The sequence below is a fragment of the Pseudomonas batumici genome (genome assembly GCF_000820515.1).
Classification (GTDB): domain Bacteria; phylum Pseudomonadota; class Gammaproteobacteria; order Pseudomonadales; family Pseudomonadaceae; genus Aquipseudomonas; species Aquipseudomonas batumici.
Genome location: NZ_JXDG01000056.1, coordinates 112,210 through 139,126 on the forward strand (window position 1 = coordinate 112,210; position 26,917 = coordinate 139,126).

Below are 26,917 nucleotides of genomic sequence, written 5' to 3' on the forward strand. Positions count from 1 at the left end.
CGGCGAGTATAACCCCCTGACTCGCCACTCTGATCGACCCTGAACCCGGAACCGGGTTCAGTCGTGGTAACCGAATATTCAACCCGCCGCCGGCTCCTGGGCTTTCCACCAGGCACAGAACTCGTCGAGGGCCGCCCACAGGCTGACCTTGGGGTCGTAACCCAGATAATGCCGTGCCCGGCTGATGTCCAGGGTGAAATCCTTGTTCATCACCTGCATGCCCAGACGCGACAGGGTCGGCTCCGGGCGCCCCGGCCAGAGGGCGCAGGCACTTTCATTCAAGGCGGCGACGCTATAAGCCAGGCCGTAGGAACGGTAGCGGGTCACTTGTGGCACCTGCATCTGGCGCATCACGTAGTTCACCACATCCCACAACGGAATGGGGCTGCCGTTGCTGATATTGTAGGCCTTGCCCAGGGCCGGCTCGCCGACCTGCAGGCTGCTCAGCAAGGCTTCATTGAGATTGTGCACGCTGGTGAAATCGACTTTGTTCAGGCCGTTGCCGACAATCGACAGGCGCCCCTTGCGCTGCATCTTCAGCAGCCGCGGGAAGATGCTCATGTCGCCGGCGCCGGTGACGAAGCGCGGGCGTAGCGCCAGCACTTCAAGCCCGAACTCCTGGGCCCCGAAGACCTTCTGTTCGGCCAGGTACTTGGTCGCCGCGTAAGGGTGCTTGAAACGCTTGGGCACCTGCTCCTCGGTCAACCCCAGGTGCGAGCGACCGTCGAAGTAGATCGACGGCGACGACAGGTGCACCAGGCGCCGGACCTGCTGCTTGAGGCAGGCCTCGACCACATTCTCGGTGACCAGCACATTGCCCTGGTGGAAATCCTGATAGCGTCCCCACAACCCCACCGCGCCGGCACAATGCACCACGGCCTCGACATCGCGGCACAGCTCGCGCACCAACTGCGGGTCCGTCAGGTCGCCCTGGACGAACTCGGCGCCACGCCGTACCAGATGTTCGACGCTCTCGGCCCGGCGTCCATTGACCCGCACCTCATGGCCCTGCTCCAGGGCGCAACGCGCAAAGCGCCCGCCAATGAAGCCGCTTGCGCCGGTGACCAGAATTTTCATCGTTTGCTCCACATACCTTGATTCGTCCTGCCTGCTACTTGAACGCCGCCCATCATGCCAAAGGCACCAACCACCGCGCCGCCGAACGCGCCAGATGCTCGGTCAACTGCCCGAGCAATTGCCCGCCGTTGCGCCAATGATGCCAGTACAACGGCACATCGATGGTTTTATCCGCGATCAATTCCACCAGCGTGCCCCGGGCCAGTTGCTCGCGCACCTGCAACTCGGGCACCAGCCCCCAGCCCAGGCCGGCCTCGGTCAGGCGTATGAAGCCTTCCGACGATGGGCACAAATGATGTTCGAAACCACCCTCCACGCCCAGTGCCGCGAGGTAACGGTGTTGCAGGAAGTCGTCCGGGCCGAACACCAGTGCCGGCGTCCGGGCCAGCGTCTGCGCGTCGATCCCCCGGGGAAAGTGCCGGGCGATAAACGCCGGGCTGGCCAGCGCCCGGTAGCGCATGGCCCCCAGCAGGATGCTGCGTGCGCCGGCCACCGGGCGCTCACTGGCACACACGCAAGCGGCGACCTCACCGGCGCGCATGCGCTTGAGGCCCACGGTCTGGTCCTCCACCACCAGGTCCAGCAGCACGTGCTGGCGGGCACAGAAATCCCCCACCGCCTCGCCCCACCAGGTCGCCAGGCTGTCGGCATTGAGGGCGACGCGCAAGCGCTCCGGCAGACCGTCCTCATCCAGCGCTGGTACCTGGCTCTGCAAGTCGCGCTCGAGCAAACGCACCTGCTGCACATGGTTGAGCAGGCGCCGGCCGATCTCGGTCGGACTCGGCGGCGTGGCCCGCACCAGCACCGGCTGGCCGACGCGGGCCTCGAGCAACTTGATCCGCTGGGAAATCGCCGATTGCGACAACCCCAGCACCTGGGCCGCCCGCTCGAAGCCGGCCTGCTCGACCACGGCCGCCAGCGCGGAGAGCAATTTGTAGTCGAACATCAGTTTTCCTAATGGGCGATCAGCACTATTGGTTTTTCTTATACAGCATCACCCCGCAAAATGCCCCCATTCACTGCTTATCCGAGGACACCGACATGGCCGGCGAAACTTCCCTGAGCGTGCTGCTACGCAGCATGAGCCCCGAGCTCAACGAGGGCGACTACGTCTTCTGCTCCCTGACCGACGCGAACCTGCTCAAGGGCCGCGAGCCCATCGGCAGCTTTCGCGAACGCGAAGGCCTGACCGTGATCCTGCGGCGCGAAGACGCCCAGGCCCTGGGCCTGCCGTTCGACTACCTGGCGGCCTGGATCACCCTCAACGTGCACTCGGCCCTGGAAGCAGTCGGCCTGACCGCCGCCTTCGCCGGCGCCCTGGGCAAGGCCGGCATCAGCTGCAATGTGATCGCTGGCTATTACCACGACCACCTGTTCGTCGGTCGCGACGACGCCGGGCGCGCCATGCACGTCCTGCGGCAACTGGCCGAACACGGGGAGTAACCGGCATGTGGCAGAGCTATATGAACGGAATGCTGGTGGCCGCCGGATTGATCATGGCGATCGGCACCCAGAACGCCTTTGTCCTGGCCCAGAGCCTGCGCCGCGAACATCACCTGCCGGTGGCGGCCCTGTGCGTGCTGTGCGATGCAATCCTGGTAGCGGCGGGGGTTTTCGGCCTGGCCACCGTCCTGGCGCACAACCCGACGTTGCTGGCACTCGCCCGCTGGGGCGGCGCGGCCTTTCTGCTCTGGTATGGCAGCCTGGCGCTGCGCCGGGCCTGCTCGCGCCAGAGCCTGCAGCAAGGCGACGGCCAGACGGTGCGTTCCCTGCGCGCCGTGCTGCTCAGTGCCCTGGCGGTGACCCTGCTCAACCCCCACGTGTACCTCGACACCGTGCTGCTGATCGGCTCCCTCGGTGCCCAGCAGGCCGAGCCCGGCGCCTACGTGATGGGCGCGGCCAGCGCGTCCTTGCTCTGGTTCTTCAGCCTCGCCCTGGGCGCGGCGTGGCTGGCCCCCTGGCTGGCGCGCCCGGGCACCTGGCGCCTGCTCGACCTGCTGGTGGCGGTCATGATGTTCAGCGTCGCCGCCCAACTGATCAGTGCCGGCTGACTGACTCCAAAGGCTCTGGAGCCTCTATTCCACACAGTTGTTGCGTGGTTAAGCGGCCACCCCGGTGCTATGATTCGAGACTTGCGCCGCAAAGAGTACAAACTCCCCGGCGCACGTCTGTATGGCCGCCGTGATCGGCCTTGCGCTCACCGCAACTGACCTGATTAGGAGAATCACCATGGCTTTCGAATTGCCTCCGCTGCCTTATGCACATGACGCCCTGCAGCCGCACATCTCCAAGGAAACCCTGGAGTACCACCACGACAAGCACCACAACACCTATGTCGTGAACCTGAACAACCTGGTGCCAGGCACCGAGTTCGAAGGCAAGACCCTGGAAGAAATCGTCAAGTCTTCCTCCGGCGGCATCTTCAACAACGCCGCTCAGGTCTGGAACCACACCTTCTACTGGAACTGCCTGGCGCCAAACGCCGGCGGCCAACCGACCGGCAAGCTGGCTGAAGCCATCAACGCCGCATTCGGTTCCTTCGACAAGTTCAAGGAAGAGTTCACCAAGACTTCCGTCGGCACCTTCGGTTCCGGCTGGGGCTGGCTGGTGAAGAAAGCCGACGGTTCCCTGGCCCTGGCCAGCACCATCGGCGCCGGCAACCCGCTGACCAGCGGCGACACCCCGCTGCTGACCTGCGACGTCTGGGAACACGCCTACTACATCGACTACCGCAACCTGCGTCCGAAGTATGTCGAGGCGTTCTGGAACCTGGTGAACTGGAAATTCGTCGCCGAGCAGTTCGAAGGCAAAACCTTCACCGCTTGAGATTGAATCCGTTTCACAAAAAAACCCGGCATTGCCGGGTTTTTTTATGCCTCCCGCGCTGGCAGGAACTAACCTGAATAATCCGGGAAAATGCGCCGCCGCACCCTCAAGTAGAAGGCCTTGGCGACCGACACAGTATCAATGGCCAGGAACGGCCTGGGCATAGTCTATTCGGCCAAGCATGAGCAGCGGTTCTCGTCGCTCGCATTGTCCCTTTGACTGACCGGGCCGGATTGCCAATACTCATGGCAACTTGATGCCATCCGCACGGAACAAGGAATAGCCCTTTGAAGCTGGAATTCAAGAACAGCTTGTCGGTGAAGTTGCTCCGGGTCGTGCTGCTGTCGGCGCTGATCGTCGGCGTTGTACTGAGCTGTGCGCAGATTGTCTTTGATGCCTACAAGACTCGACAGGCGGTGGCCAGCGATGCCCAGCGCATTCTCGACATGTTCCGCGACCCCTCGACCCAGGCCGTCTACAGCCTCGACCGGGAGATGGGCATGCAAGTCATCGAGGGCCTGTTCCAGGACGACGCCGTGCGCCTGGCCTCCATCGGCCATCCCAACGAACCCATGCTCGCGGAAAAATCCCGCGATCTGCAAAAATCCGCCAGCCGTTGGCTGACCGATCCGATCCTCGGCCAGGAAAGCACCTTCAGCACGCAACTGGTCGGGCGCGGCCCCTACAGCGAGTATTACGGTGACCTGAGCATCACCCTCGACACCGCCACCTACGGCCAGGGCTTCCTGATCAACTCGGTGATCATCTTCATCTCCGGCGTGCTGCGGGCGCTGTTCCTGGGCATGGTGCTGTATCTGGTCTATCACTGGCTGCTGACCAAACCGCTGTCGCGGATCATCGAGCACCTGAGCAACGTCAACCCGGATCGCCCCAGCGAACACCAGTTGCCCCAGCTCAAGGGCCATGAAACGAACGAACTGGGCATCTGGGTCAACACCGCCAACCAGTTGCTGGCGTCCATCGAGCGTAATACCCACCTGCGTCACGAAGCAGAAAACAGCCTGCTGCGCATGGCCCAGTACGACTTCCTCACCGGCCTGCCCAATCGCCAGCAGTTGCAGCAGCAACTGGACAAGATCCTGGTCGACGCCGGTCGCCTGCAACGCCGGGTGGCGGTACTCTGCGTCGGCCTGGATGACTTCAAGGGCATCAACGAACAGTTCACCTACCAGGTCGGCGACCAATTGCTGCTGGCCCTGGCCGACCGCCTGCGCGCCCACAGCGGACGTCTCGGTGCCCTGGCCCGCCTGGGCGGCGATCAGTTCGCCCTGGTCCAGGCCGATATCGAACAACCCTATGAGGCGGCCGAGCTGGCACAGAGCGTCCTCGACGACCTGGAAGCGGCGTTTGCCCTCGATCACCAGGAGATCCGCCTGCGCGCCACCATCGGCATTACCCTGTTCCCGGAAGACGGCGACAGCACCGAAAAGCTGCTGCAGAAAGCCGAACAGACCATGACCCTGGCCAAGACCCGTTCGCGCAACCGCTACCAGTTCTATATCGCCAGCGTCGACAGTGAAATGCGCCGTCGTCGCGAACTGGAAAAAGACCTGCGCGAGGCCCTCAACCGCAATCAGTTCTACCTGGTCTACCAGCCGCAGATCAGCTACCGCGACCATCGGGTGGTGGGCGTCGAGGCGCTGATCCGCTGGCAGCACCCGGAACACGGCCTGGTGCCGCCGGACCTGTTCATTCCCCTGGCCGAGCAGAACGGCACCATCATCGCCATCGGCGAGTGGGTGCTGGACCACGCCTGCCGCCAGTTGCGCGAATGGCACGACCAGGGCTTCAGCGACCTGCGCATGGCGGTCAACCTGTCCACGGTGCAACTGCACCACGCCGAGCTGCCGCGGGTGGTCAACAACCTTCTGCAGATGTACCGCCTGCCGCCGCGCAGCCTGGAGCTGGAAGTCACCGAGACCGGCCTGATGGAAGACATCAGCACCGCCGCCCAGCACTTGTTGAGCCTGCGCCGCTCTGGAGCGCTGATCGCCATCGACGACTTCGGCACCGGCTACTCGTCGCTGAGCTATCTCAAGAGCCTGCCGCTGGACAAGATCAAGATCGACAAGAGCTTCGTCCAGGACCTGCTCGACGACGACGACGATGCGACCATCGTGCGGGCGATCATCCAGCTGGGCAAGAGCCTGGGCATGCAGGTGATCGCCGAAGGCGTGGAAACCCTCGAGCAGGAGGCCTACATCATTTCCGAAGGCTGCCACGAAGGCCAGGGCTACCACTACAGCAAACCGTTGTCGGCCCGGGAGTTGGGGATGTATCTCAAGCAGGCACAGCGCAGCAATGCAGCGATCTTGTAAGGCCCGGCGCCAACAAGCTCGCCCCTATAGGATCCGGTGGGATCAACCCTTGTTTTAATACCAAATATTTCAGGCGCTAAGCTCTTTACACCGAATGCAAATCCTTCGCATTATGTGCCGGTTTTGTGGGGCCCCGTGCCCCCATCCCCTCTCTCGAAGCAGGATGTTCGTCATGATTCGCAAGCCTCTGGCCACCGCCAGTCTGTTGGCTATCGCCATCGCCCTCGCCGGTTGTGGCGACAAGGACAAGGAAAAATCCGTAGCGGCCGCCCAGGCCCCTGCCGCGGCCCAGGCGTCCGCCGGCGATGCCACGGCGAAAATCGATGAAGCCGCCGCCAAGGCCGTGGTCGCCCACTACACCGAGATCGTCTTTGCCGTGTTCAGCGACGCCGAATCCACCGCGAAGAACCTGCAGGCCGCGGTCGACGCCTTCCTCGCCAAGCCGAACGAAGAGACCCTCAAGGCCGCCCGCGTAGCCTGGATCGCCGCGCGCGTGCCGTACCTGCAAAGCGAAGTCTTCCGCTTCGGCAATACCATCATCGACGACTGGGAAGGTCAGGTGAACGCCTGGCCGCTGGATGAAGGCCTGATCGACTACGTCGACGCTTCCTACGAGCACGCCCTGGGCAACCCGGCCGCGACCGCCAATATCATCGCCAACCCGCAGATCCAGGTCGGCGAAGACAAGGTCGATGTCAGCGAGATCACCCCGGAAAAACTCGCCAGCCTGAACGAGCTGGGCGGTTCCGAAGCCAACGTCGCCACCGGCTACCACGCCATCGAATTCCTGCTCTGGGGCCAGGACCTGAACGGCAGCGGCCCTGGCGCCGGCAACCGTCCCGCCTCGGACTACCTGGAAGGTCCTGGCGCCACCGGCGGTCATAACGATCGTCGGCGTGCCTACCTCAAGGCCGTGACCCAACTGCTGGTCAACGACCTGGAGGAAATGGTCGGCAACTGGAAACCGGATGTGGCCGATAACTATCGCGCCAGCCTGGAAGCCGAACCGGCTGAAAGTGGCCTGCGCAAAATGCTCTTCGGCATGGGCAGCCTGTCCCTCGGCGAACTGGCCGGCGAGCGGATGAAGGTTTCGCTGGAGGCCAACTCGCCGGAAGACGAGCAGGACTGCTTCAGCGACAACACCCACAACTCGCACTTCTACGATGCCAAGGGTATTCGCAACGTCTACCTGGGCGAATACACCCGTGTCGACGGTACCCGGATGACCGGCCCGAGCCTGTCTTCCCTGGTGGCCAAGGTTGACCCGGCGACCGACGCGGCGCTGAAGAACGACTTGCAAGCCACCGAAGCCAAGATCCAGATCATGGTCGACCATGCCAACAAGGGCGAGCATTACGACCAGTTGATCGCGGCCGGCAACGAAACCGGCAACAAGATCGTGCGTGACGCCATCTCGGCGCTGGTCAAGCAGACCGGCTCCATCGAGCAGTCGGCGGCCAAGCTGGGCATCAGCGACCTGAACCCGGATAACGCCGATCACGACTTCTGATCGGCAACACGGTCTCCGGCCTGGCCGAGACTTGTGGCGAGCGGGCTTGCCCGTTCGCCGCAAAGCCGAGCCTTGCCACAAATCAGGCAAATGCTAATCCCTCCTATTCAAATGTATCCAGCCTGATACACTCTCGCCCGATCTTCCTTACGCCCAGGACACCGATGCCCTCGTTGCCCCTTCGCCTGTCGACGCTGCTCCTGGCCCTTGGCCTGAGCGCCTGCGACGACGCTCCGCGCTTTACCAAGCCAGAACCCGGCGAAGCTCGATCCGGCGGCACCGCCACGGTGGGCAAAAGCGATCGCAGCGCTTTCTCGCAACCCTCGGCCAACCTCTCGCCAGAGCGGCGCCTGGACTTCAGTGTCGGCAACAATTTCTTCCGCAGTCCCTGGGTGATCGCCCCCGCCAGCACCACCGCCCGCGACGGCCTCGGCCCGCTGTTCAATGCCAGCGCCTGCCAGAGCTGCCATATCAGGGACGGTCGCGGCCATCCGCCGGCACCGGGCGCGGATAACGCGGTATCGATGCTGGTACGCCTGTCGATTCCCAATAGCCCGATCTACGCCAACCTGATCGAACGCCAGGGCGTGGTGCCGGAACCGGTCTACGGCGGACAGTTGCAGGACATGGCCATCCCCGGCGTCGCCCCGGAGGGCAAGGTGCGGGTCGACTACGAAGCCGTGCCGGTGCGTTTCAAGGACGGCACGCAAGTCGAACTGCGCCGGCCGACGCTGCGCATCACCCACCTGGGCTATGGCCCGATGCACCCGCAAACGCTGTTTTCCGCGCGCATCGCTCCGCCGATGATCGGCCTCGGCCTGCTCGAAGCGATTCCCGAGGAAGCTATCCTGGCCAACGCCCGGCAGCAGCAACGACTAGGGGTCAACGGACGCCCCAACCGGGTCTGGGACGACGCCCAACGCAAGACCGTGCTCGGCCGCTTTGGCTGGAAGGCCGGGCAACCGAATATCAATCAACAGAACGTCCATGCGTTTTCCAGCGACATGGGCCTGACCACCCGCCTGCGCCCCTTCGACGACTGCACCCCGACCCAGACCGATTGCCTGCAAGCCCCCCATGGCGGCGGCCCGGACGGCGAGCCGGAAGTCAGCGACAACATCCTGCGCCTGGTGACTTTCTACGCCCGCAACCTCGCGGTACCGGCGCGGCGAGAAGTCGGCGCGGCGCAAGTACTGGCCGGCAAGAACCTGTTCTACCAGGCCGGCTGCCAGGCTTGCCATACCCCGCAATTCACCACCTCGGCCACGGCCAGCGAGCCCGAACTGGCCAACCAGGTGATCCGCCCCTACAGCGACCTGCTGCTGCATGACATGGGCCCCGGCCTTGCCGACCAGCGCAGCGAGTTCCAGGCCGACGGCAATGACTGGCGCACCCCGCCGCTGTGGGGCATCGGCCTGACGCAGAGCGTCAGCGGCCACACCCAGTTCCTGCATGACGGCCGCGCCCGCAACCTGCTCGAAGCCGTGCTCTGGCACGGTGGCGAAGCCCAGGCGGCGCAGCAGCGGGTGCTGTCTTTCAATGCCGAACAACGTGACGCGTTGCTGGCATTCCTGAACTCGTTATAAAACTTCTCTAAATAAAGGACGTGGACATGTTCCGCCCCAAACTGTTGTTCACCAGCCTGGCGGCGCTCGCCCTCGGGGCCTGCTCGCCCCAGGACCCGCAGGCGGTGACCTCCGCAGCCATCGCCAAGCAGGTGATCCTGCCGACCTACAGCCGCTGGGTCGAGGCCGACCGCCAGTTGGCGATCAGCGCCCTGGCCTTCTGCGAAGGCAAGGCCAGCCTTTCAACCGCCCGCGCCGACTTCCTCCACGCCCAGAAAGCCTGGGCCGAACTGCAACCGCTGCTGATCGGACCGTTGGCCGAAGGCAATCGCTCCTGGCAGGTGCAGTTCTGGCCGGACAAGAAAAACCTGGTGGGTCGTCAGGTCGAGCAACTGGTCAGCGCCCAGCCGCAGATCGATGCCGACGCGCTGGCCAAGTCCAGCGTCGTGGTGCAGGGGCTCTCGGCCTACGAATACATCCTCTACGACAGCAGGATCGACCTGGCCGACAGCGCGCAGAAAGCCCGCTATTGCCCGCTGTTGAGCGCCATCGGCAAGCGCCAGCAAATGCTGGCCGAAGAGATCCTGTCACGCTGGGAAACCAACGACGGTATGCTTGCGCAGATGAGCAAGTTCCCCAACCCGCGCTACGCCGACTCCCACGAAGCCATTGCCGATCTGCTGCGGGTCCAGGTCACCGCCCTCGACACCCTGAAGAAAAAGCTCGGCACGCCCATGGGCCGTCAGGCCAAGGGCATCGCGCAACCCTTCCAGGCCGACGCCTGGCGCAGCCAGTCGTCGCTGCAAGGCATGCGCGCCAGCCTGGCCGCCGCCCGGACCGTCTGGGTCGGCGTCGACAACCAGGGCCTGCGCAACCTGCTGCCGGCGCAGCAGAAGCCGCTGGCCGAGAAGATCGACGCCGCCTACGCAGCGTCCCTGAAGCTGTTCGACAGCACCCAGCGTTCGCTGACCGAACTGCTCGGCGACGATGCCGGACGCCAGCAGCTCGACGACCTCTACGACAGCCTCAACGTTGTTCACCGCCTGCACGAAAGCGAACTGGCCAAGGCGCTGGGTATCCAACTGGGCTTCAATGCCAACGACGGTGACTGATGATGCTCCGACGCCAGGCCCTGACCCTCGGCAGCCTGCTGCTCAGCGCATTGACGCTGGGCGGCTGGAACCTGTTCCGGCAAAAAGGCCAAAGCCCGCTGCTGCTCTCCGCCCGTGACGACGGCGACGGCAGGCACTACGCCGTGGGCTATCGCCTGGACGGCACCCAGGTCTTCGCCACCCAGGTCGGCCAGCGTTGCCACGACATCATCAACCACCCGACCCAAGCGTTGGCGCTGTTCGTTGCGCGGCGCCCCGGCACCGCGAGCTACCTGATCGACCTGCGAGACGGCCGGCTCCTACAGACCGTCACCTCGCAACCGAACCGGCATTTCTATGGACACGCGGTGATCCACAAGAGCGGCGATTGGCTCTACGCCACCCTGAACGACACCACCGACCCGGGCCGTGGCCTGCTCGGCGTGTATCGCTTCGAAGACGAACGCCTGGTCCACAGTGGCGAAATTTCCACCCACGGCATCGGCCCGCACCAGGTGTCATGGATGCCCGACGGCGAGACCCTGATCGTTGCCAACGGAGGGATTCGCACCGAAGCCGAAAGCCGGGTGGAGATGAACCTCGACGCAATGGAACCGAGCCTGGTGCTGATGCAGCGCGACGGCACGCTGCTGAGCAAGGAAACCCTACCCCAGCAAATGAACAGCGTGCGCCACCTGGGCGTGGCCAGCGACGGCACCATCGTCGCCGGCCAGCAGTTCATGGGCCCGTCCCACGAGTCGTCCGAGTTGCTGGCGATCAAGCGTCCCGGCCAGCCCTTCGTCGCCTTCCCGGTGGCCGAGCAGCAGTTGCAGGCCATGGCGCACTACACCGCCAGTGTCGCGGTGCACAGCGAGTTGCGACTGGTGGCCTTGACCGCGCCACGGGGCAACCGCTTCTTTATCTGGGACCTGGACAGCGGCGCCGTGCGCCTGGATGCGCCGTTACCGGACTGCGCGGGCGTCGGTGCGGTAGCGGACGGCTTCGTCGTCACCTCCGGCCAGGGCCGCTGCCGTTTCTACGATTGCCGCCAGAAGGAACTGACCGCCCAGCCGCTGGAGCTACCGGCCGGGCTGTGGGACAACCATCTGCATCTGGCCTGAGGGGTCACGCCCCAAGCACCACACCGCTGGACACCACCGTCGCGTACTCGCCATGCAGATTGCCCAGGGACATGGCATGGACCTCCTGGGCGCTATGCGGCACACCGAAATAGTCGGCCTTGTCGAAGGTGTAGCACGCATCCTCCACCACCCAGGTGTCAAACCCGAGGTTGCCGGCCGTACGCGCCGTCGCCTCCACGGAGTTGTGGGTTGCCACGCCGACAATCACCAACTGTTCGATACCGGCCTGGCGCAACCAGTCCTCCAGCCCGGTGGCAGAAAACGCATCCGGCACCCGCTTCTGCACCAGCCGCTCCCCCTCCCCCGGTAGGAAGCGCTGCTGGAACTCGACCCCCGACTGCCCGGGCCAGAACACCGACTCCGGCGAATGCGACAGATGCTGGACATGCGCCACCGGGCGCGCGGTCCGGCGCCAGTGCTGCAACAGCTCGAGCATGCGCGCCTCGGCCTCGGGATTGTTGCGCGGCCCCAACCGGGGATGCAGGATGCCTTGTTGCTGGTCGATCAGAATCAGCGCTGCGTTTGCCTGGACGTGCATATTCATTCCTTTCCCTGTTATCCCTGATGATCCGTATGTGATGACCCACTGCAGGAGCCGAGTTTGCTCGCTGGCAAGATTGCCCTCGATCACCGGCCCCAGCAAATCCGATTTATCGCTCAAAACCCGAAATAAGCCGGTCCGCCGTCTTGCGCGCCTTCCTCCTGCTCACTAACGTAGCGCCTTTACTGACGCTACCCCCGCAGGAGCCTTGCCATGGCCTCGCCAGCCTTTTCCCTCTCTCTTCAGCAATGTGGCGTTGCCGCCGCCATGGCGGGCCTGCTCGGCCTGACGGGCTGCCAGGCCTGGAACACCCAGGACAGCCTGCCGCCGACCTCCGGCGTGCAACCGCTCAAGGGTCTCGCGCAGAACGTCTCGGTGCGCCGCAACAGCCTCGGCATGCCGCTGATCGAAAGCAATACCTTTCACGACGCACTGTTCACCCTCGGGTACGTCCACGCCAGCGATCGCCTCACCCAGATGGTCACCCTGCGCCTGCTCGCCGAGGGCCGGCTCGCCGAAATGGACGGCCCGGACGCCCTGGATACCGACCGCTTCATGCGCGCCGTCAACCTGAAGAAAAGTGCCGGCGAGCTGTACAACGCCTCGTCGCCACGGCTCAAGCGCTTCTTCGAAGTCTACGCGCGCGGCGTCAACGCCTACCTGTTCCGCTACCGCGACAAGCTGCCGGCGGACCTCGCCCGTAGCGGCTACAGCCCCGAATACTGGAAACCGGAAGACTCGGCGCTGATCTTCTGCCTGCTCAACTTCAACCTGTCGGCCAACCTGCAACAAGAGATTTCCAGCCTGGTCCTGGCGCAGAAGGTCGGCGTCGACAAGCTGGCCTGGTTGATCCCGGCCGCTGCGGACGAACCGCTGCCGCTGGCCGAAGCCGAAAAACTCAAGGGTATCGCCCTCAGCCAGGTCTCGGGCCTGGGCGCACTGAACAAGGCCGCCGAGCAAGTGGCCGCGCTGAACATCCTCGGCGCCGGCACCTCGACCAACTGGGCCATCGGCCCGCAGCGCAGCCGCAGCGGCAAGAGCCTGCTGGCCGCCGACCTGCAACAGCCGACCAGCGCCCCCGCCGCCTGGAACTACGTGCAGATCCACGCACCGAAGTACCAGGCCGCCGGGACCTCGATCGCCGGCCTGCCGATGGTACTGTCCGGGTTCAACGGCAAGGTGGCCTGGAGCATGGCCGCCGTTCCAGGGGACAACCAGGACCTGTTCCTGGAAAAACTCAAGCGCCAGGGCAACGCGCTCTATTACGAGGCCGACGGCAAATGGCTGCCGGCGATCGTGCGCAACGAGACCTACTTCATCAAGGGCCAGCGCTCGATCCGCGAGACGGTGTACGAAACCCGCCACGGCCCGCTGCTCAACAGCGCGCTGGACAATACCGCATTGACCGCCGGTTACGGCCTGGCCCTGCAGACCTCATCGTTCAAGGACGACAAGAGCCTGGATGCCTACTTCGACCTGTCCCGGGCCCAGAGCGCCGAGAGAGCGTCCGATGCCAGCCGGGAAATCCGCGCCATCGCGTTGAACATGGTCTTCGCCGACGCCAGCCATATTGGCTGGCAGGTCACCGGGCGCTTCCCCAACCGCCGCGAAGGCGAAGGCCTGTTGCCGTCGCCGGGCTGGGACAGCCGCTTCGACTGGGACGGCTACGCCGACGCGATGCTGCACCCCTACGACCAGGACCCGACCCAGGGCTGGCTGGGCACCGCCAACCAGCGCACAGCGGCGCGCGGCTACGGCATGCAACTGTCCAACGCCTGGTACTACCCGGAACGTGGCGAACGCCTGGCGGAACTGGCCGCGGCCGGCAAACAGGACAGCCGCAGCACGATCGCCATGCAGTACGACCAGAGCACCACATTCGCCAGCAAGCTGAAGAAAATGTTCGAGGCCCCAGGCATGGCCGGCCCCCTCAAGCAGGCCATCGACGCCCTGCCGGACGCAGAGCGCGGCAAGGCGCGCGAGGCCTTGGGCCGGTTGCTGGCGTTCGACGGCAAGCTCAGCCCAACCTCGGCCGACGCCGCGCTGTACGAGCTGTTCCTGCAGGAAAGCATGAAACAGATCTTCCTCGACAAGCTGGGTCCGGAAAACGGCCCGGTGTGGCAGGCCTTTGTCGCCAACGGCAAGCTGTCCTACTCGGCCCAGGCCGATCACCTGCTGGGGCGCGAGGACAGCCCGTTCTGGGACGACAGCCGCACGCCACAGAAAGAAGACAAGCCGGCGATCCTGGCACGCAGCCTGGCGGCGGCGATCAGCGCCGGCGACCGCCAGCTGGGCAGCGATCACAAGGCCTGGCAATGGGGCACGCTGCACCACTATGTCTGGAAAAACAGCGCTGGCCAGGCCATCCGCGGAGCGATCCCGGCCGGCGGCGACCACACCACGCTGAACACTTCGGCCTACGCCTGGGACGGCGAGAACCTCGACGCTATCCAGGTTCCGGGGGTGCGCCTGATCGTCGACTTCGGCCAGGTCGAACCGATGACCGGCCAGCAGAGCCCCGGGCAATCCGGCAACCCGGCCAGCCCGAGCTACGCCAGCGGCATCGATGGCTGGTTGAAGGCCCAGTACGTCAGCTTCCCGATGCAGCCGCAGAACTTCGACAGGGCCTACGGCACCACGCGCCTGACCCTGGTGCCCGGCAAGTAACACGCCCACTTGTAGGAGCCGGCTTGCTGCGGGCGGCGTTCCGACGATAGCGATTCATCGACAACAGGGATGTCGACTGTCAGATCGCGATCGCCAGCAAGCCGGCTCCCACAGGTTCAGTTACATGCGTTACCGCGCCCGCACGTAACTGCACCCTTTTCTCACCTACTAATGCACCAATTTCGAGCATTTATTTATTGATGCCCAATTTCGGGCATTATTAGCTGGCCCGTAGCTATATTCCTGCCTTTTAAAACACTTGTTCGTGACTCTGGTTCGGAAATTGCTACCTTTATCGGGTCATACGCGTTCCAGTAACAGTACTCCGTGCGCCACAAGCGCTCATATTGGTTTTTAGGGAATAAATAATGAAAAAAGCATTGCTGACCCTTTCTGCACTGGCTCTCTGCATGGCCGCCGGTTCCGCTCTGGCCAAGGAATACAAGGAACTGCGCTTCGGCGTCGATCCGTCCTACGCGCCATTCGAATCCAAGGCCGCGGACGGCAGCCTGGTCGGCTTCGACATCGACCTGGGCAACGCTGTCTGCGCCGAACTGAAGGTCAAGTGCAAATGGGTCGAAAGTGACTTCGACGGCATGATCCCAGGCCTCAACGCCAACAAGTTCGACGGTGTGATTTCGTCGATGACCGTGACCGAAGCCCGCGAGAAAGCCATCGACTTCTCCAGCGAGCTGTTCTCCGGCCCGACGTCCCTGGTGTTCAAAAAAGGTGCAAACTACTCCACGCCTGAGTCCCTCAAGGGCAAGACTGTGGGCTACGAGCAAGGCACCATCCAGGAAGCCTACGCCAAGGCCATCCTGGACAAGGCCGGTGTGACCACCAAGGCCTACGCCAACCAGGACCAGGTGTATGCGGACCTGATCTCCGGCCGCCTCGACGCCTCGGTGCAGGATATGCTGCAAGCCGAACTGGGCTTCCTGAAGTCGCCACAAGGCGCCGGCTACGAAGTCAGCAAGCCGATCAATGATCCGCTGCTGCCGGCCAAGACCGCCGTCGGTATCAAAAAAGGTAACAAAGAGCTGAAAGCCCTGTTGGATAAAGGTATCGAAGCGTTACACAAAGATGGCAAGTACGCGGAAATCCAGAAAAAACACTTTGGCGATCTGAACCTGTACAGCGGGAAGTGATCCCTTGGCGCCCCTTGCCCGAGGGGCGCCTTTTCGATGTCCAAAGGTCTGATTTTTCATGTTTGACAACCTCCTGCAAATCCTCGGTCTTTCGGCCTTCAGCCTGAAAGGCTTTGGTCCGATCCTGCTGGAAGGCACCTGGATGACCGTCCAGCTCTCCATCCTGTCGCTGCTGGTGAGCGTGCTGCTGGGCCTGATCGGCGCCAGTGCAAAACTGTCCAGCATCACCTTGTTCCGCATTCCGGCCCAGCTCTACACCACGCTGATTCGTGGGGTACCCGACCTGGTGCTGATGCTGCTGATTTTCTACAGTCTGCAAACCTGGCTCTCGACCCTGACCGACGCCATGGACTGGGACTACATCGAAATCGACCCGTTTGCCGCCGGGGTCATCACCCTGGGCTTCATCTACGGCGCCTATTTCACCGAAACCTTTCGTGGCGCGATTCTCGCCGTGCCGCGCGGACAGCTCGAAGCCGCCACAGCCTATGGCCTGACCCGCGCCCAGCGTTTCCGCTTCGTGATCTTCCCGCAAATGATGCGCTTCGCCCTGCCAGGGATCGGCAATAACTGGATGGTGATCCTCAAGGCCACCGCGCTGGTCTCGATCATCGGCCTGGCCGACCTGGTCAAGGCTGCCCAGGATGCCGGCAAGAGCACCTATCAACTGTTCTACTTCCTGGTACTCGCCGCCTTGATCTACCTGCTCATTACCAGTGCCTCGAACTACGTCCTGCGCTGGCTCGAACGCCGCTATGCCGCGGGCGCCCGGGAGGCCGTGCGATGATCGAGCTCCTGCAGCAATACTGGCGTCCGTTCCTCTACAGCGACGGCCAGCACATCACCGGCCTGGCCATGACCTTGTGGCTGCTCAGCGCCTCGATCTTCATCGGCTTCCTGGTGTCGATCCCGCTGTCCATCGCCCGGGTCTCGCCCAAGCGCCGCATCCGCTGGCCGGTGGAGCTCTACACCTACCTGTTTCGCGGCACGCCGCTGTATATCCAGTTGCTGATCTGCTACACCGGGATCTACAGCCTGGAAGCGGTCCGCAGCCAGCCACTGCTGGATGCGTTCTTCCGCGATGCGATGAACTGCACCATCCTGGCCTTCGCACTGAACACCTGCGCCTACACCACGGAGATCTTCGCCGGGGCGATTCGCAGCATGAACCACGGCGAAGTCGAAGCCGCGAAGGCCTACGGTCTGACGGGCTGGAAGCTCTACGCCTACGTGATCATGCCGTCGGCCCTGCGCCGCTCGTTGCCCTACTACAGCAACGAAGTGATCCTGATGCTGCACTCGACCACCGTGGCGTTTACCGCGACCATCCCGGACATCCTGAAAATCGCCCGGGACGCCAACTCGGCGACCTACATGACCTTCCAGTCGTTCGGTATCGCCGCCTTGATCTACCTGGCGATCACCTTCACCCTGGTCGGCCTGTTCCGTCTGGCCGAGCGTCGCTGGCTGGCGTTTCTCGGCCCGGCCCACTAGGACCCTTGAGCATGCGTCATCTGACTCACGAGCTGCTGGCTCCCCTGCCGGGCACCGCCCGGCAGATCCACAGCTTTCATTTCGGGCCGGAGCAGGCCACAGGCAAGATCTACATCCAGTCGTCCCTGCACGCCGACGAACTGCCTGGCATGCTGGTGGCCTGGCACCTCAAGCAGCGCCTGGCCGAGCTGGAACAGGCCGGCGCCCTGCGCAGCGAAATCGTGCTGGTACCGGTGGCCAACCCCGTCGGCCTGGAACAGGTGCTGATGGACGTGCCGCTGGGTCGCTACGAGCTGGAAAGCGGGCAGAACTTCAACCGCTGGTTCGTCGATCTCAGCGATGAGATCGGCAACCGCATCGAAGCGCAGCTCAACGACGATCCGGCGCACAACCTGCAACTGATCCGCAGCCAGCTCAAGGCCGCCCTGGCGGCGGAGGTGCCGGCGACCCAGTTGCAGTCCCTGCGCCTGACCCTGCAACGGCTGGCCTGCGATGCAGACATGGTCCTGGACCTGCACTGCGACTTCGAAGCCGTGGCCCATCTGTACACCACGCCCGAAGCCTGGCCGCAGGTTGAACCGCTGGCCCGCTACATCGGCTCGCAAGCCAACCTCCTGGCGACCGACTCCGGCGGCCAGTCGTTCGACGAATGCTTCACCCTGCTCTGGTGGGACCTGCGACAGCGCTTTGGCGAGCGTTTCGAGATTCCCCAGGGCAGCTTCTCGGTGACCGTGGAACTGCGCGGCCAGGGCGATGTGAATCACCCCCAGGCGCGCCTCGACTGCCAGGCGATCCTCGACTACCTGACCCACTTCGGCGCCATCGCGGGCTCGCCCGCGCCCTTGCCGGCGCTGCCTTACCCGGCAACGCCGCTGGCCGGTGTCGAGCCGGTGGCCACTCCGGTGGGCGGCCTGCTGGTGTTCTGCGCCCTGCCTGGGCAATACCTGGAAGCCGGGCAACTGATCGCCGAAATCATCGACCCGCTGAACGACAGCGTCACCCCGATTCATTGCAGCAGCGCGGGCCTGCTCTACGCCCGCTCGCTGCGCCGCATGGCCACCGCCGGCATGGTGATTGCCCATGTCGCCGGCCGCGAAGCCTATCGCAGCGGCTATCTACTTTCTCCTTGAGGTACCCATGTACAAATTGACCATTGAAGGCCTGCACAAGAGCTATGGCGAACACCAGGTGCTCAAGGGCGTTTCACTGAAAGCCAAGACCGGCGACGTGATCAGCCTGATCGGCGCCAGCGGCTCGGGCAAGAGTACCTTCCTGCGCTGCATCAACTTCCTGGAAACGCCCAATGACGGCGCCATGAGCCTCGACGGCCAGCCGATCCGCATGGTCAGCGAAAAGCAGGGCATGCGCGTGGCCGACGACGCCGAGTTGCAGCGCCTGCGCACCCGCCTGGCCATGGTGTTCCAGCACTTCAACCTGTGGAGCCACATGAGCGTGCTGGAAAACATCACCATGGCTCCGCGCCGGGTGCTGGGGGTGAGCAAGAAAGAGGCCGAGGAGCGTGCGCACCGCTACCTGGAAAAGGTCGGCCTGCCGGCCCGGGTAGCCAGTCAGTACCCGGCGTTTCTCTCCGGTGGCCAGCAACAGCGCGTGGCGATTGCCCGGGCGCTGGCGATGGAACCGGAAGTGATGCTGTTCGACGAACCGACCTCGGCCCTCGACCCGGAACTGGTGGGTGAGGTGCTCAAGGTGATCCAGGGGCTGGCGGAAGAAGGCCGGACCATGATCATGGTGACCCACGAAATGAGCTTCGCCCGCAAGGTCTCGAGCCAGGTGCTGTTCCTGCACCAGGGCCTGGTGGAAGAACAGGGCGCGCCGGAAGACGTGCTGGGCAATCCGCAGAGCGAGCGGCTACGTCAGTTCCTCAGCGGCAACCTGAAGTAATCCTCCCCTGGCGCACGCTCAGCCGTGCGCCGCCGGCCACGGATAGGCCAACCATGTCTCCAGGCGCTTGGCAAAGCGGCCACTTTCCATATCCTGGTGCAGCCACTGGTCGACATACTGCTTGAGCACGATGTCACGGGGCAGCAGCACGGCCTTCTCGGAGAAGTCGAAAGGCTGGTCCGGGTGCACCGCGCACAGCTCGGGATGCAGTTTCTGCTGCACCCGGGTTTCCACCGCGTCGGTCATCATCAGGTCGGCCTTGCCATCGACGATCTGCTGAAAGATCGTCACGTTGTCCGGATGCACCAGGATCTGCGCCTGCTTGAGGTTGGCACGGGCGAACTTCTCATTGGTCCCGCCGGGATTGACGATGGCCGTGACACCCGGACGGTCGATCTGGGTCAGGGTCTGGAATTCCTGCTGTCTTGCACAGAGGGTGATCGGCGTCTTGCCATCACGCTGGTAGGGTTGCGAGAAAAACGCCGACTTCTGGCGCTCCATGTTCACCGAGATCCCGCTGATACCCAGGTCGAATCTGTCGGCCTGCAGATCGCCCATCAGCGTCGGCCAGCTGGTCGGCACCAGCTCCAGCTTCACCCCCAGGGATGCCGCGAGCCCTTGGGCCAGTTCGATATCCAGCCCGATAAAACCGTCCGCGTTCCGGTAGCTGAACGGTTTGTAGTCACCGGTGGTGCCGACGCGCAGCACGCCTTGCTGGACAATCCGGTCGAGTCGGCTGCTGGTGGCCTCCTGCCGGGGGGCTGCGCTCCCCGCCAGTGGTTCCGGCGCGGCAACGGCGCTGCCGGCCAGCAACAGCCCGGCGAACAGGGCACGGGAAAAATACACGGGAATGGCGAACGTCATGAGCGGTCCTTTCTGGTCTGGATCCATCCGCTCCAGATTAACCGCTAGCCTCTGTAGGAGCGAGCTTGCTCGCGATGGAGTACCAGACACTGCGGAGTATCAGGGACCAAGCGTCATCGTTAACGACCATCGTCGGAACGCCGCCCGGAGCAATCAAGCGTCGACCGGCTGCTCCTACAAAGGTACGCATTTGTAGCGACACAATCGGCATCAGTCCTCGGGTGATGGCGTCTCATCGGGAACGTATGGCTTGTTGGGCTCGTACGGGTGGGGCTGTTCGTCGGGTTGTGGCGTATCGGGGTCAGGCTGCCCGGGGATACCCGGAATACCGCCAACCGGGGCATGCGGATGCGGCAGCAACGACCAGGCCAGCAGCCCCACGTGATTGGGTCGAAGTTTCGCCAGTGAGTCGCTGATGCGCGGATCGTTCTTCATGGGGCTCTCCTGGGCGTTGAAGCCCGGCTCGCCTTGCACGAACCGGGACGGTCTCTTTAATAATAGAGTGTCCGTACGCCCGGGAATGCCCTCTTTCAGCGCCCTTCGTCAGGTGCGCGGCAGGGTCACGCCACGTTGGCCCTGATACTTGCCGCCACGGTCCTTATAGGAGACTTCGCACTCTTCATCGGACTCCAGGAACAACATCTGCGCCACGCCTTCGTTGGCGTAGATCTTCGCCGGCAGCGTGGTGGTGTTGGAGAACTCCAGGGTCACGTGGCCTTCCCATTCCGGCTCCAGCGGCGTGACGTTGACGATGATGCCGCAGCGGGCATAGGTGCTCTTGCCCAGGCAGATGGTCAGCACGTTGCGCGGAATACGGAAGTACTCGACGGTGCGGGCCAGGGCGAAGGAGTTGGGCGGAATGATGCAGACGTCGCTCTTGATATCGACGAAGCTGCCCGCGTCGAAGTTTTTCGGATCGACGGTCGCCGAATTGATGTTGGTGAACACCTTGAACTCATCGGCGCAACGCACATCGTAGCCATAGCTCGACACCCCGAAGGAGATCACCCGGTCGGCGCCTTCGCCACGCACCTGGCGCTCGACGAAGGGCTCGATCATGCCGTGCTCTAGCGCCATGCGGCGAATCCACTTGTCCGATTTGATGCTCATGGCGGGTGTCCTGAAATAGCGAGGTGGAGAAATTCTGTCCGGCATCTTACCGGGGCGCGTCGTCGGGTTCAAAGCGTCGCGGTCTTTTCTCGCGGTAACAACGTGCACAGGCCCGACAAATCGGCCCTTTGAGCCGGGCCAACAGCCCGGCGTACCGCCGTCAGTCATGAAATAGGCGAAACCTGGGTGAAGACCATTGGCACGTCTCGGAAAGTGGGGTATGGTGGCGCCACTGTGCTGCTTGTGTCACTGAGAATCTCTACACGATGTTGAATTTCGATCCAACCATCTCCAAGAATTTTTCCTGCTCTTTGCACTCAGTCTCGGCCAGGGCTTTTCCTGAGTCGCAGTTAACTTTGTCCAAGGAGACATCAAATGTCTAATCGCCAAACCGGTACCGTTAAGTGGTTCAACGATGAAAAAGGCTTCGGCTTCATCACTCCACAATCCGGTGACGATCTGTTCGTACACTTCAAAGCCATCCAATCCGACGGCTTCAAAAGCCTGAAAGAAGGCCAGCAGGTCTCTTTCATCGCTACCCGCGGTCAGAAAGGCATGCAAGCTGAAGAAGTTCAAGTTATCTAACTTGTACTGATCCAGTAAAAAAGCCCCGCCCTCAACAGCGGGGCTTTTTTGTGCCCGGGTGTTTTTGCCGCCGTGTGCGAGATATCGGGGCGTACGCCAATCAGCCATACGACACAAAACCTGTGGGAGCCGGCTTGCCGGCGATAGCGATATAACAGCCGACATATCCATCGCCAGATAAAACGCCATCGCCGGCAAGCCAGCTCCTACACGATCCGCGCCCTGCATTGATTCAGCGGGGCGCCCAAACCTCTCGTATCAATCGTCGCTGACGGTGATATTCGGCATCGCCTGGCTGACCGCTTCCTGCAACACGATCCGCGCCCCCACGTGCCGTGCCAGCTCCTGATAGACCATGGCGATCTGGCTGTCCGGCTCGGCGATCACCGTCGGCTTGCCGCCGTCGGCCTGTTCGCGGATGAGCATCGACAGCGGCAACGAGGCCAGCAATTCGACGCCATACTGGCTCGCCAGCTTCTCACCGCCGCCCTCACCGAACAGATGCTCGGCATGGCCACAGTTGGAGCAGATGTGCACCGCCATGTTCTCCACGACACCCAGCACCGGAATATTCACCTTGCGGAACATCTCCACGCCCTTGCGGGCATCCAGCAGTGCCAGGTCCTGCGGGGTGGTGACGATCACCGCGCCGGCCACCGGGACCTTCTGCGCCAGGGTCAGCTGGATATCGCCGGTGCCCGGCGGCATGTCGATCACCAGGTAGTCCAGGTTGCCCCAGTCGGTCTGGGTCACCAGTTGCAGCAGGGCGCCGGAGACCATCGGACCGCGCCAGACCATCGGTGTGTTGTCATCGGTCAGGAAGGCCATGGACATCACTTCCACGCCATGGGACTCGATGGGTACGAACCACTTCTGTTCCTTGATCTTCGGCCGCGTGCCTTCGGCGATGCCGAACATGATGCCCTGGCTCGGTCCGTAGATATCGGCGTCGAGAATGCCGACCCGGGCTCCTTCACGAGCCAGCGCCAGCGCCAGGTTGGCCGCCGTGGTGGACTTGCCCACCCCGCCCTTGCCGGACGCCACCGCCACCACGTTCTTCACGTTGGCCAGGCCCGGAATCTGCGCCTGGGCCTTGTGGGCGGCAATCACGCAATCGATCTCGACCTTGGCCGAGGCCACGCCGTCCAGGCCTTCGACGGCCATCTGCAACATCTGCGCCCAGCCGCTCTTGAACAGGCCGGCGGCATAACCCAGCTCCAGCCGGACCGTGACGCGATCGCCCTGGATGTCGATGGCCCGCACACAGCCGGCGCTGACCGGGTCCTGGTTCAGATAAGGGTCGGTGTACTGGCGAAGGACGGCCTCCACCGCTGCGCGATTGACTGCGCTCATGGGCAACTCCCGAAAAAAGACTGAGTAAAACAGACAGCTATCGTAACCGTTCTGAGGCGCGGGCGCCTTGCAGGTGAAATAAATCGCCCGGCGCTTTATAGTGGCCGATCTCCGTTTCACTTCAAGTAGCCGAGCCCCATGTCCGAGCCACGCCAGATCCTCGTCACCAGCGCCCTGCCCTATGCCAATGGTTCCATTCACCTTGGCCACATGGTCGAGTATGTCCAGACGGACATGTGGGTGCGCTTCCAGAAGCACCGCGGCAACCAATGTATCTACGTCTGCGCTGACGACGCCCACGGCTCGGCCATCATGCTGCGCGCCGAGAAGGAGGGCATCACCCCGGAACAGTTGATCGCCAACGTCCAGGTCGAGCACAGCGGCGACTTCGCCGACTTCCTGGTGGAGTTCGACAACTTCCACTCGACCCACGCCGAGGAAAACCGCGAGCTGTCGAGCCTGATCTACCGCCGCCTGCGCGACGCCGGGCATATCGCCACGCGCTCGATCACCCAGTATTTCGACCCGGAAAAGCAGATGTTCCTGGCCGACCGCTTCATCAAGGGCACCTGCCCGAAATGCGGCACCGAGGACCAGTACGGCGACAACTGCGAGAAATGCGGCGCCACCTACGCCCCGACCGACCTGAAAGACCCGAAATCGGCGATTTCCGGGGCAACGCCGGTGCTCAAGGACTCCCAGCACTTCTTCTTCAAGCTGCCGGACTTCCAGGCCATGCTGCAAGGCTGGACCCGCAGCGGCACCCTGCAGGACGCCGTGGCGAACAAGATCGCCGAATGGCTGGACTCCGGCCTGCAGGAGTGGGACATCTCCCGCGATGCGCCGTATTTCGGCTTCGAGATCCCGGATGAGCCGGGCAAGTACTTCTACGTCTGGCTGGACGCGCCGATCGGCTACATGGCCAGCTTCAAGAACCTCTGCGCACGTCGTCCGGAACTGGACTTCGACGCGTTCTGGGGCAAGGACTCCACGGCCGAGCTGTACCACTTCATCGGCAAGGACATCGTCAACTTCCACGCCCTGTTCTGGCCGGCGATGCTCGAAGGTGCCGGCTACCGCAAGCCGACCGGCATCAACGTGCACGGCTACCTGACCGTCAACGGCCAGAAGATGTCCAAGTCGCGCGGCACCTTCATCAAGGCCCGCACCTACCTGGACCACCTGTCCCCGGAATACCTGCGCTACTACTACGCGGCCAAGCTGGGCAAGGGCGTCGACGACCTGGACCTGAACCTGGAAGACTTCGTGCAGAAGGTCAACTCGGACCTGGTGGGCAAGGTGGTCAACATCGCCAGCCGTTGCGCCGGTTTCATCCACAAGGGCAATGCCGGTGTGCTGGTGGCCGGCAACGCCGCGCCGGAACTGACCGACGCCTTCCTGGCCGCCACCCCGAGCATCGCCGAGGCCTACGAGGCGCGGGATTTCGCCCGGGCCATGCGTGAAATCATGGCGCTGGCCGACCGCGCCAACGCCTGGATCGCCGACAAGGCGCCCTGGTCCCTGGCCAAGCAGGAAGGCAAGCAGGACGAAGTCCAGGCCGTCTGCGCCGTGGGCATCAACCTGTTCCGCCAGTTGATCATCTTCCTCAAGCCGGTACTGCCGCTGCTGGCCGCCGATGCCGAGGCGTTCCTCAATGTCGCGCCGCTGACCTGGAACGATCACGCCACCTTGCTCGCCGATCATCAACTGAACGAGTTCAAGCCGCTGATGACCCGTATCGATCCGGCCAAGGTCCAGGCCATGACCGACGCATCGAAGGAAGACCTCGCCGCCAGCCAGACCGACACCGGCTCCGCCGCGTCCCAGGGCAATGGCGAACTGGCCAAGGATCCGCTGTCGGCCGAAATCGACTTCGACACCTTCGCCTCCGTCGACCTGCGCGTCGCGCTGATTCTCAAGGCCGAGGCCGTGGACGGTGCGGACAAGCTGCTGCGCCTGACCCTGGATATCGGCGACGAACAACGCAACGTGTTCTCCGGGATCAAGAGCGCCTACCCGAACCCGGCCGAGCTGGAAGGTCGCCTGACCATGATGATCGCCAACCTCAAGCCACGGAAAATGCGCTTTGGCATCTCCGAGGGCATGGTGATGGCGGCGGGCCCCGGCGGTGAGGAAATCTACCTGCTGAGCCCGGACAGCGGCGCCAAGCCAGGCCAGCGGATCAAGTAAGCACCGCCCTCCGCTCGCGGGCCATGTGCAATCGTGGTCCGCGACGCTGCAAAACTGGTACGCAGTCCTTCCTTGCCGGATAATCAGCCTTGTTCGCTAATCCGGCATACCCATGATCGATCTTGTTGCCCCCCTCGTCAGTGCTGCGCTGCTCAACAACTTCGTGTTGCACTGGGCGCTGGGCGTCGATCCGTTGCTGCAAGCCCGACCCACGTCCGGGGATCGTCTTGCACTCCATGCGCTGGGCATTGCCACCAGCGCACTGATGCTGGTCGCCACACTGATCAGTCACACGCTCTACCACTACGTGCTGGTGCCCCAGGGCCTGGAGGCCTTGAAACTGTTCGTCTTCCTGCCCACCAGCGTCTTGCTGGTCGGCCCGGTCCTGAGCGTGCTTGCTCGCGGCCTGCCACGCCTGCCCTTTGCCGGACTCGCGCCCCTGCTGCTGGGCAACGCCGGCATCCTCGGCCTGACCCTGCTCAACGCCGCCGACGACAAGGGGCTGGCCCGGGCAGTCGCCACGAGCCTGGGCGCCGGGCTGGGTTTCTGGCTGGTCCTGAGCCTGTTCAGCGACCTGCGACAACGCACCCTCCACGAGGATATCCCCCTGCCCTTTCGCGGCCTGCCGATCGACCTGATCGGTGCCGGCCTGATCGGCCTGGCCTTCCTCGGTTTTACTGCATTGGTCAAACCATGAGCCTGATTCAACGTATCGATGCCCTGCTGCCGCAGACCCAATGCGGCAAATGCGGGCACCCGGGCTGCAAGCCCTACGCCGAAGGCATCGCCCGGGGCGAAGCGATCAACAAGTGCCCGCCGGGCGGTGGCGAAACCATTGCCGCCCTGGCCGAGCTGCTGCAGGTGCCGGTACTGGCGCTGGACCCCGAGCGCGGCAGCGCACCGGCCCAGGTCGCATTTATCCGCGAGGCCGAGTGCATCGGCTGCACCAAGTGCATCCAGGCCTGTCCGGTGGATGCCATAGTCGGAGCCGCCAAGTGGATGCACAGCGTGATCATCGACGAGTGCACCGGCTGCGACCTGTGCGTCGCCCCCTGCCCGGTGGATTGCATCGAGATGCATCCGTTGCCCATGGCCCAGGTCGTAGCGGTGGTCGGCGGCCTGGCCCACAGCGCCGAAGAACTCAGGGCCCGCACGGAGAAACGCAATCATGCCCGCCGGCGCTTCGAAAGCCGTAACGCACGGCTGCACGCCGAAGAGCAGCGCAAGCAGGCTGAACGCCTGGCCCGTACGCAACGCGCAGCGCAACCCGAGCCGGTCGCCGCCAGCAACCCGGTGCAGGACGCCATTGCGCGGATCAAGGCGCAGAAGGCCGCGGCCGCCGATGCCGCGTTGAAAAAAGCCAAGATCGATCTGGCCATGAGCCGGGCGCAACTGAACAAATCGCTGAAAGCCTTCGGCCATCCGCCGATCGCCGAACAGGCCGCGCAACTGGTGCAGCTGCAACAGCAATTCGAGGCGGCGGAGCAGGCCCTGCGCGCCGCCGAGGAGGCCC

The 26,917-nt window shown here is 63.7% G+C and carries 24 protein-coding genes and 1 pseudogene; 18 read left to right on the top strand and 7 right to left on the bottom strand.

From position 1 onward, the window contains the following. Positions 1–78: 78 nt before the first annotated feature. Both UCMB321_RS20790 and UCMB321_RS20795 read right to left on the bottom strand, forming a co-directional pair. On the bottom strand, positions 79–1,077 hold the full coding sequence (locus tag UCMB321_RS20790; RefSeq protein WP_040070312.1) for an NAD-dependent epimerase/dehydratase family protein: 999 nt from the start codon (positions 1,075–1,077) through the stop codon (positions 79–81). Positions 1,078–1,129: 52 nt separating this feature from the next. Beyond that, the gene (locus tag UCMB321_RS20795) at positions 1,130–2,023 is read right to left on the bottom strand and encodes a LysR family transcriptional regulator ArgP (protein ID WP_040070313.1); all 894 of its coding nucleotides are present in this window, start codon (positions 2,021–2,023) and stop codon (positions 1,130–1,132) included. 95 nt (positions 2,024–2,118) lie between these two features. Between UCMB321_RS20795 and UCMB321_RS20800 the strand changes: the two genes are divergently transcribed. The 8 genes from UCMB321_RS20800 (at position 2,119) to UCMB321_RS20835 (ending at position 11,529) form a co-directional block, all read left to right on the top strand. After that, entirely contained in the window at positions 2,119–2,520 is a 402-nt protein-coding gene (locus UCMB321_RS20800) for an ACT domain-containing protein (RefSeq protein WP_040070377.1), read from the top strand. Between the two features lie 5 nt (positions 2,521–2,525). After that, positions 2,526–3,128, top strand: coding sequence for a LysE/ArgO family amino acid transporter (locus UCMB321_RS20805; protein WP_040070314.1), 603 nt, complete (start codon positions 2,526–2,528; stop codon positions 3,126–3,128). Positions 3,129–3,306: 178 nt separating this feature from the next. After that, positions 3,307–3,903 (top strand): superoxide dismutase, encoded by a 597-nt coding sequence (locus UCMB321_RS20810; protein ID WP_040070315.1) that lies wholly within the window; start codon positions 3,307–3,309, stop codon positions 3,901–3,903. A 287-nt stretch (positions 3,904–4,190) separates the two neighbouring features. After that, positions 4,191–6,242 (top strand): putative bifunctional diguanylate cyclase/phosphodiesterase, encoded by a 2,052-nt coding sequence (locus UCMB321_RS20815; RefSeq protein WP_040070316.1) that lies wholly within the window; start codon positions 4,191–4,193, stop codon positions 6,240–6,242. Positions 6,243–6,414: 172 nt separating this feature from the next. Next, positions 6,415–7,752, top strand: coding sequence for an imelysin family protein (locus UCMB321_RS20820; protein WP_040070317.1), 1,338 nt, complete (start codon positions 6,415–6,417; stop codon positions 7,750–7,752). Positions 7,753–7,916: 164 nt separating this feature from the next. Continuing rightward, entirely contained in the window at positions 7,917–9,338 is a 1,422-nt protein-coding gene (locus UCMB321_RS20825; RefSeq protein WP_040070318.1) for a di-heme oxidoreductase family protein, read from the top strand. Positions 9,339–9,364: 26 nt separating this feature from the next. Beyond that, positions 9,365–10,429 carry an imelysin family protein gene (locus tag UCMB321_RS20830; protein ID WP_040070319.1) on the top strand — a complete coding sequence of 355 codons (1,065 nt, stop codon included), beginning with the start codon at positions 9,365–9,367 and terminating at the stop codon, positions 10,427–10,429. Positions 10,430–10,431: 2 nt separating this feature from the next. Continuing rightward, on the top strand, positions 10,432–11,529 hold the full coding sequence (locus UCMB321_RS20835) for a DUF1513 domain-containing protein (RefSeq protein ID WP_040070379.1): 1,098 nt from the start codon (positions 10,432–10,434) through the stop codon (positions 11,527–11,529). 4 nt (positions 11,530–11,533) lie between these two features. On the opposite strand, the gene UCMB321_RS20840 is transcribed toward UCMB321_RS20835, so the two are convergent. After that, positions 11,534–12,088, bottom strand: a complete 555-nt coding sequence (locus UCMB321_RS20840; RefSeq protein ID WP_040070320.1) for a cysteine hydrolase family protein — start codon at positions 12,086–12,088, stop codon at positions 11,534–11,536. 216 nt (positions 12,089–12,304) lie between these two features. Between UCMB321_RS20840 and UCMB321_RS20845 the strand changes: the two genes are divergently transcribed. From UCMB321_RS20845 to UCMB321_RS20870, 6 genes are all read left to right on the top strand, one after another. Continuing rightward, the gene (locus UCMB321_RS20845) at positions 12,305–14,758 is read left to right on the top strand and encodes a penicillin acylase family protein (protein ID WP_040070321.1); all 2,454 of its coding nucleotides are present in this window, start codon (positions 12,305–12,307) and stop codon (positions 14,756–14,758) included. Between the two features lie 368 nt (positions 14,759–15,126). After that, the gene (locus UCMB321_RS20850; RefSeq protein ID WP_040070322.1) at positions 15,127–15,906 is read left to right on the top strand and encodes a transporter substrate-binding domain-containing protein; all 780 of its coding nucleotides are present in this window, start codon (positions 15,127–15,129) and stop codon (positions 15,904–15,906) included. Positions 15,907–15,964: 58 nt separating this feature from the next. Further along, on the top strand, positions 15,965–16,693 hold the full coding sequence (locus UCMB321_RS20855; protein WP_040070324.1) for an ABC transporter permease: 729 nt from the start codon (positions 15,965–15,967) through the stop codon (positions 16,691–16,693). After that, positions 16,690–17,400 carry an ABC transporter permease gene (locus UCMB321_RS20860; protein WP_040070325.1) on the top strand — a complete coding sequence of 237 codons (711 nt, stop codon included), beginning with the start codon at positions 16,690–16,692 and terminating at the stop codon, positions 17,398–17,400. Before UCMB321_RS20855 ends, UCMB321_RS20860 begins: the two co-directional genes overlap by 4 nt. A gap of 11 nt (positions 17,401–17,411) precedes the next feature. Then, positions 17,412–18,530, top strand: coding sequence for a succinylglutamate desuccinylase/aspartoacylase family protein (locus UCMB321_RS20865; RefSeq protein ID WP_040070326.1), 1,119 nt, complete (start codon positions 17,412–17,414; stop codon positions 18,528–18,530). A gap of 7 nt (positions 18,531–18,537) precedes the next feature. After that, the gene (locus tag UCMB321_RS20870) at positions 18,538–19,302 is read left to right on the top strand and encodes an ABC transporter ATP-binding protein (protein ID WP_040070327.1); all 765 of its coding nucleotides are present in this window, start codon (positions 18,538–18,540) and stop codon (positions 19,300–19,302) included. Between the two features lie 18 nt (positions 19,303–19,320). On the opposite strand, the gene UCMB321_RS20875 is transcribed toward UCMB321_RS20870, so the two are convergent. The 3 genes from UCMB321_RS20875 to dcd all read right to left on the bottom strand — a co-directional run bounded on the left by UCMB321_RS20875 (position 19,321) and on the right by dcd (position 21,276). Beyond that, positions 19,321–20,166: a transporter substrate-binding domain-containing protein gene (locus UCMB321_RS20875; protein WP_040070328.1), complete on the bottom strand. Its 846-nt coding sequence runs from the start codon at positions 20,164–20,166 to the stop codon at positions 19,321–19,323. A gap of 210 nt (positions 20,167–20,376) precedes the next feature. After that, complete coding sequence (locus tag UCMB321_RS20880) at positions 20,377–20,601, bottom strand: hypothetical protein (protein ID WP_040070329.1); 225 nt, start codon at positions 20,599–20,601, stop codon at positions 20,377–20,379. Between the two features lie 108 nt (positions 20,602–20,709). Then, entirely contained in the window at positions 20,710–21,276 is a 567-nt protein-coding gene (gene dcd / locus UCMB321_RS20885) for a dCTP deaminase (RefSeq protein ID WP_040070331.1), read from the bottom strand. Between the two features lie 375 nt (positions 21,277–21,651). On the opposite strand from dcd, the gene UCMB321_RS20890 reads away from it, so the two are divergent. Further along, positions 21,652–21,861, top strand: coding sequence for a cold-shock protein (locus tag UCMB321_RS20890; RefSeq protein WP_002554837.1), 210 nt, complete (start codon positions 21,652–21,654; stop codon positions 21,859–21,861). A gap of 258 nt (positions 21,862–22,119) precedes the next feature. Here UCMB321_RS20890 and apbC read toward each other — a convergent pair whose 3' ends face one another. After that, positions 22,120–23,214 carry an iron-sulfur cluster carrier protein ApbC gene (gene apbC, locus UCMB321_RS20895; RefSeq protein ID WP_040070332.1) on the bottom strand — a complete coding sequence of 365 codons (1,095 nt, stop codon included), beginning with the start codon at positions 23,212–23,214 and terminating at the stop codon, positions 22,120–22,122. Positions 23,215–23,352: 138 nt separating this feature from the next. Here apbC and metG point away from each other — a divergent pair, with 138 nt between their 5' ends. From metG to rsxB, 3 genes and pseudogenes are all read left to right on the top strand, one after another. Further along, entirely contained in the window at positions 23,353–25,404 is a 2,052-nt protein-coding gene (gene metG, locus UCMB321_RS20900) for a methionine--tRNA ligase (RefSeq protein WP_040070333.1), read from the top strand. Positions 25,405–25,516: 112 nt separating this feature from the next. Further along, on the top strand, positions 25,517–26,101 hold the full coding sequence (locus UCMB321_RS20905; RefSeq protein ID WP_040070334.1) for an Rnf-Nqr domain containing protein: 585 nt from the start codon (positions 25,517–25,519) through the stop codon (positions 26,099–26,101). Beyond that, positions 26,098–26,916: pseudogene (gene rsxB, locus UCMB321_RS20910) on the top strand (electron transport complex subunit RsxB); the annotation flags it as partial. The gene UCMB321_RS20905 and the pseudogene rsxB, both read left to right, overlap by 4 nt. Between the last annotated feature and the right edge of the window lies 1 nt (position 26,917).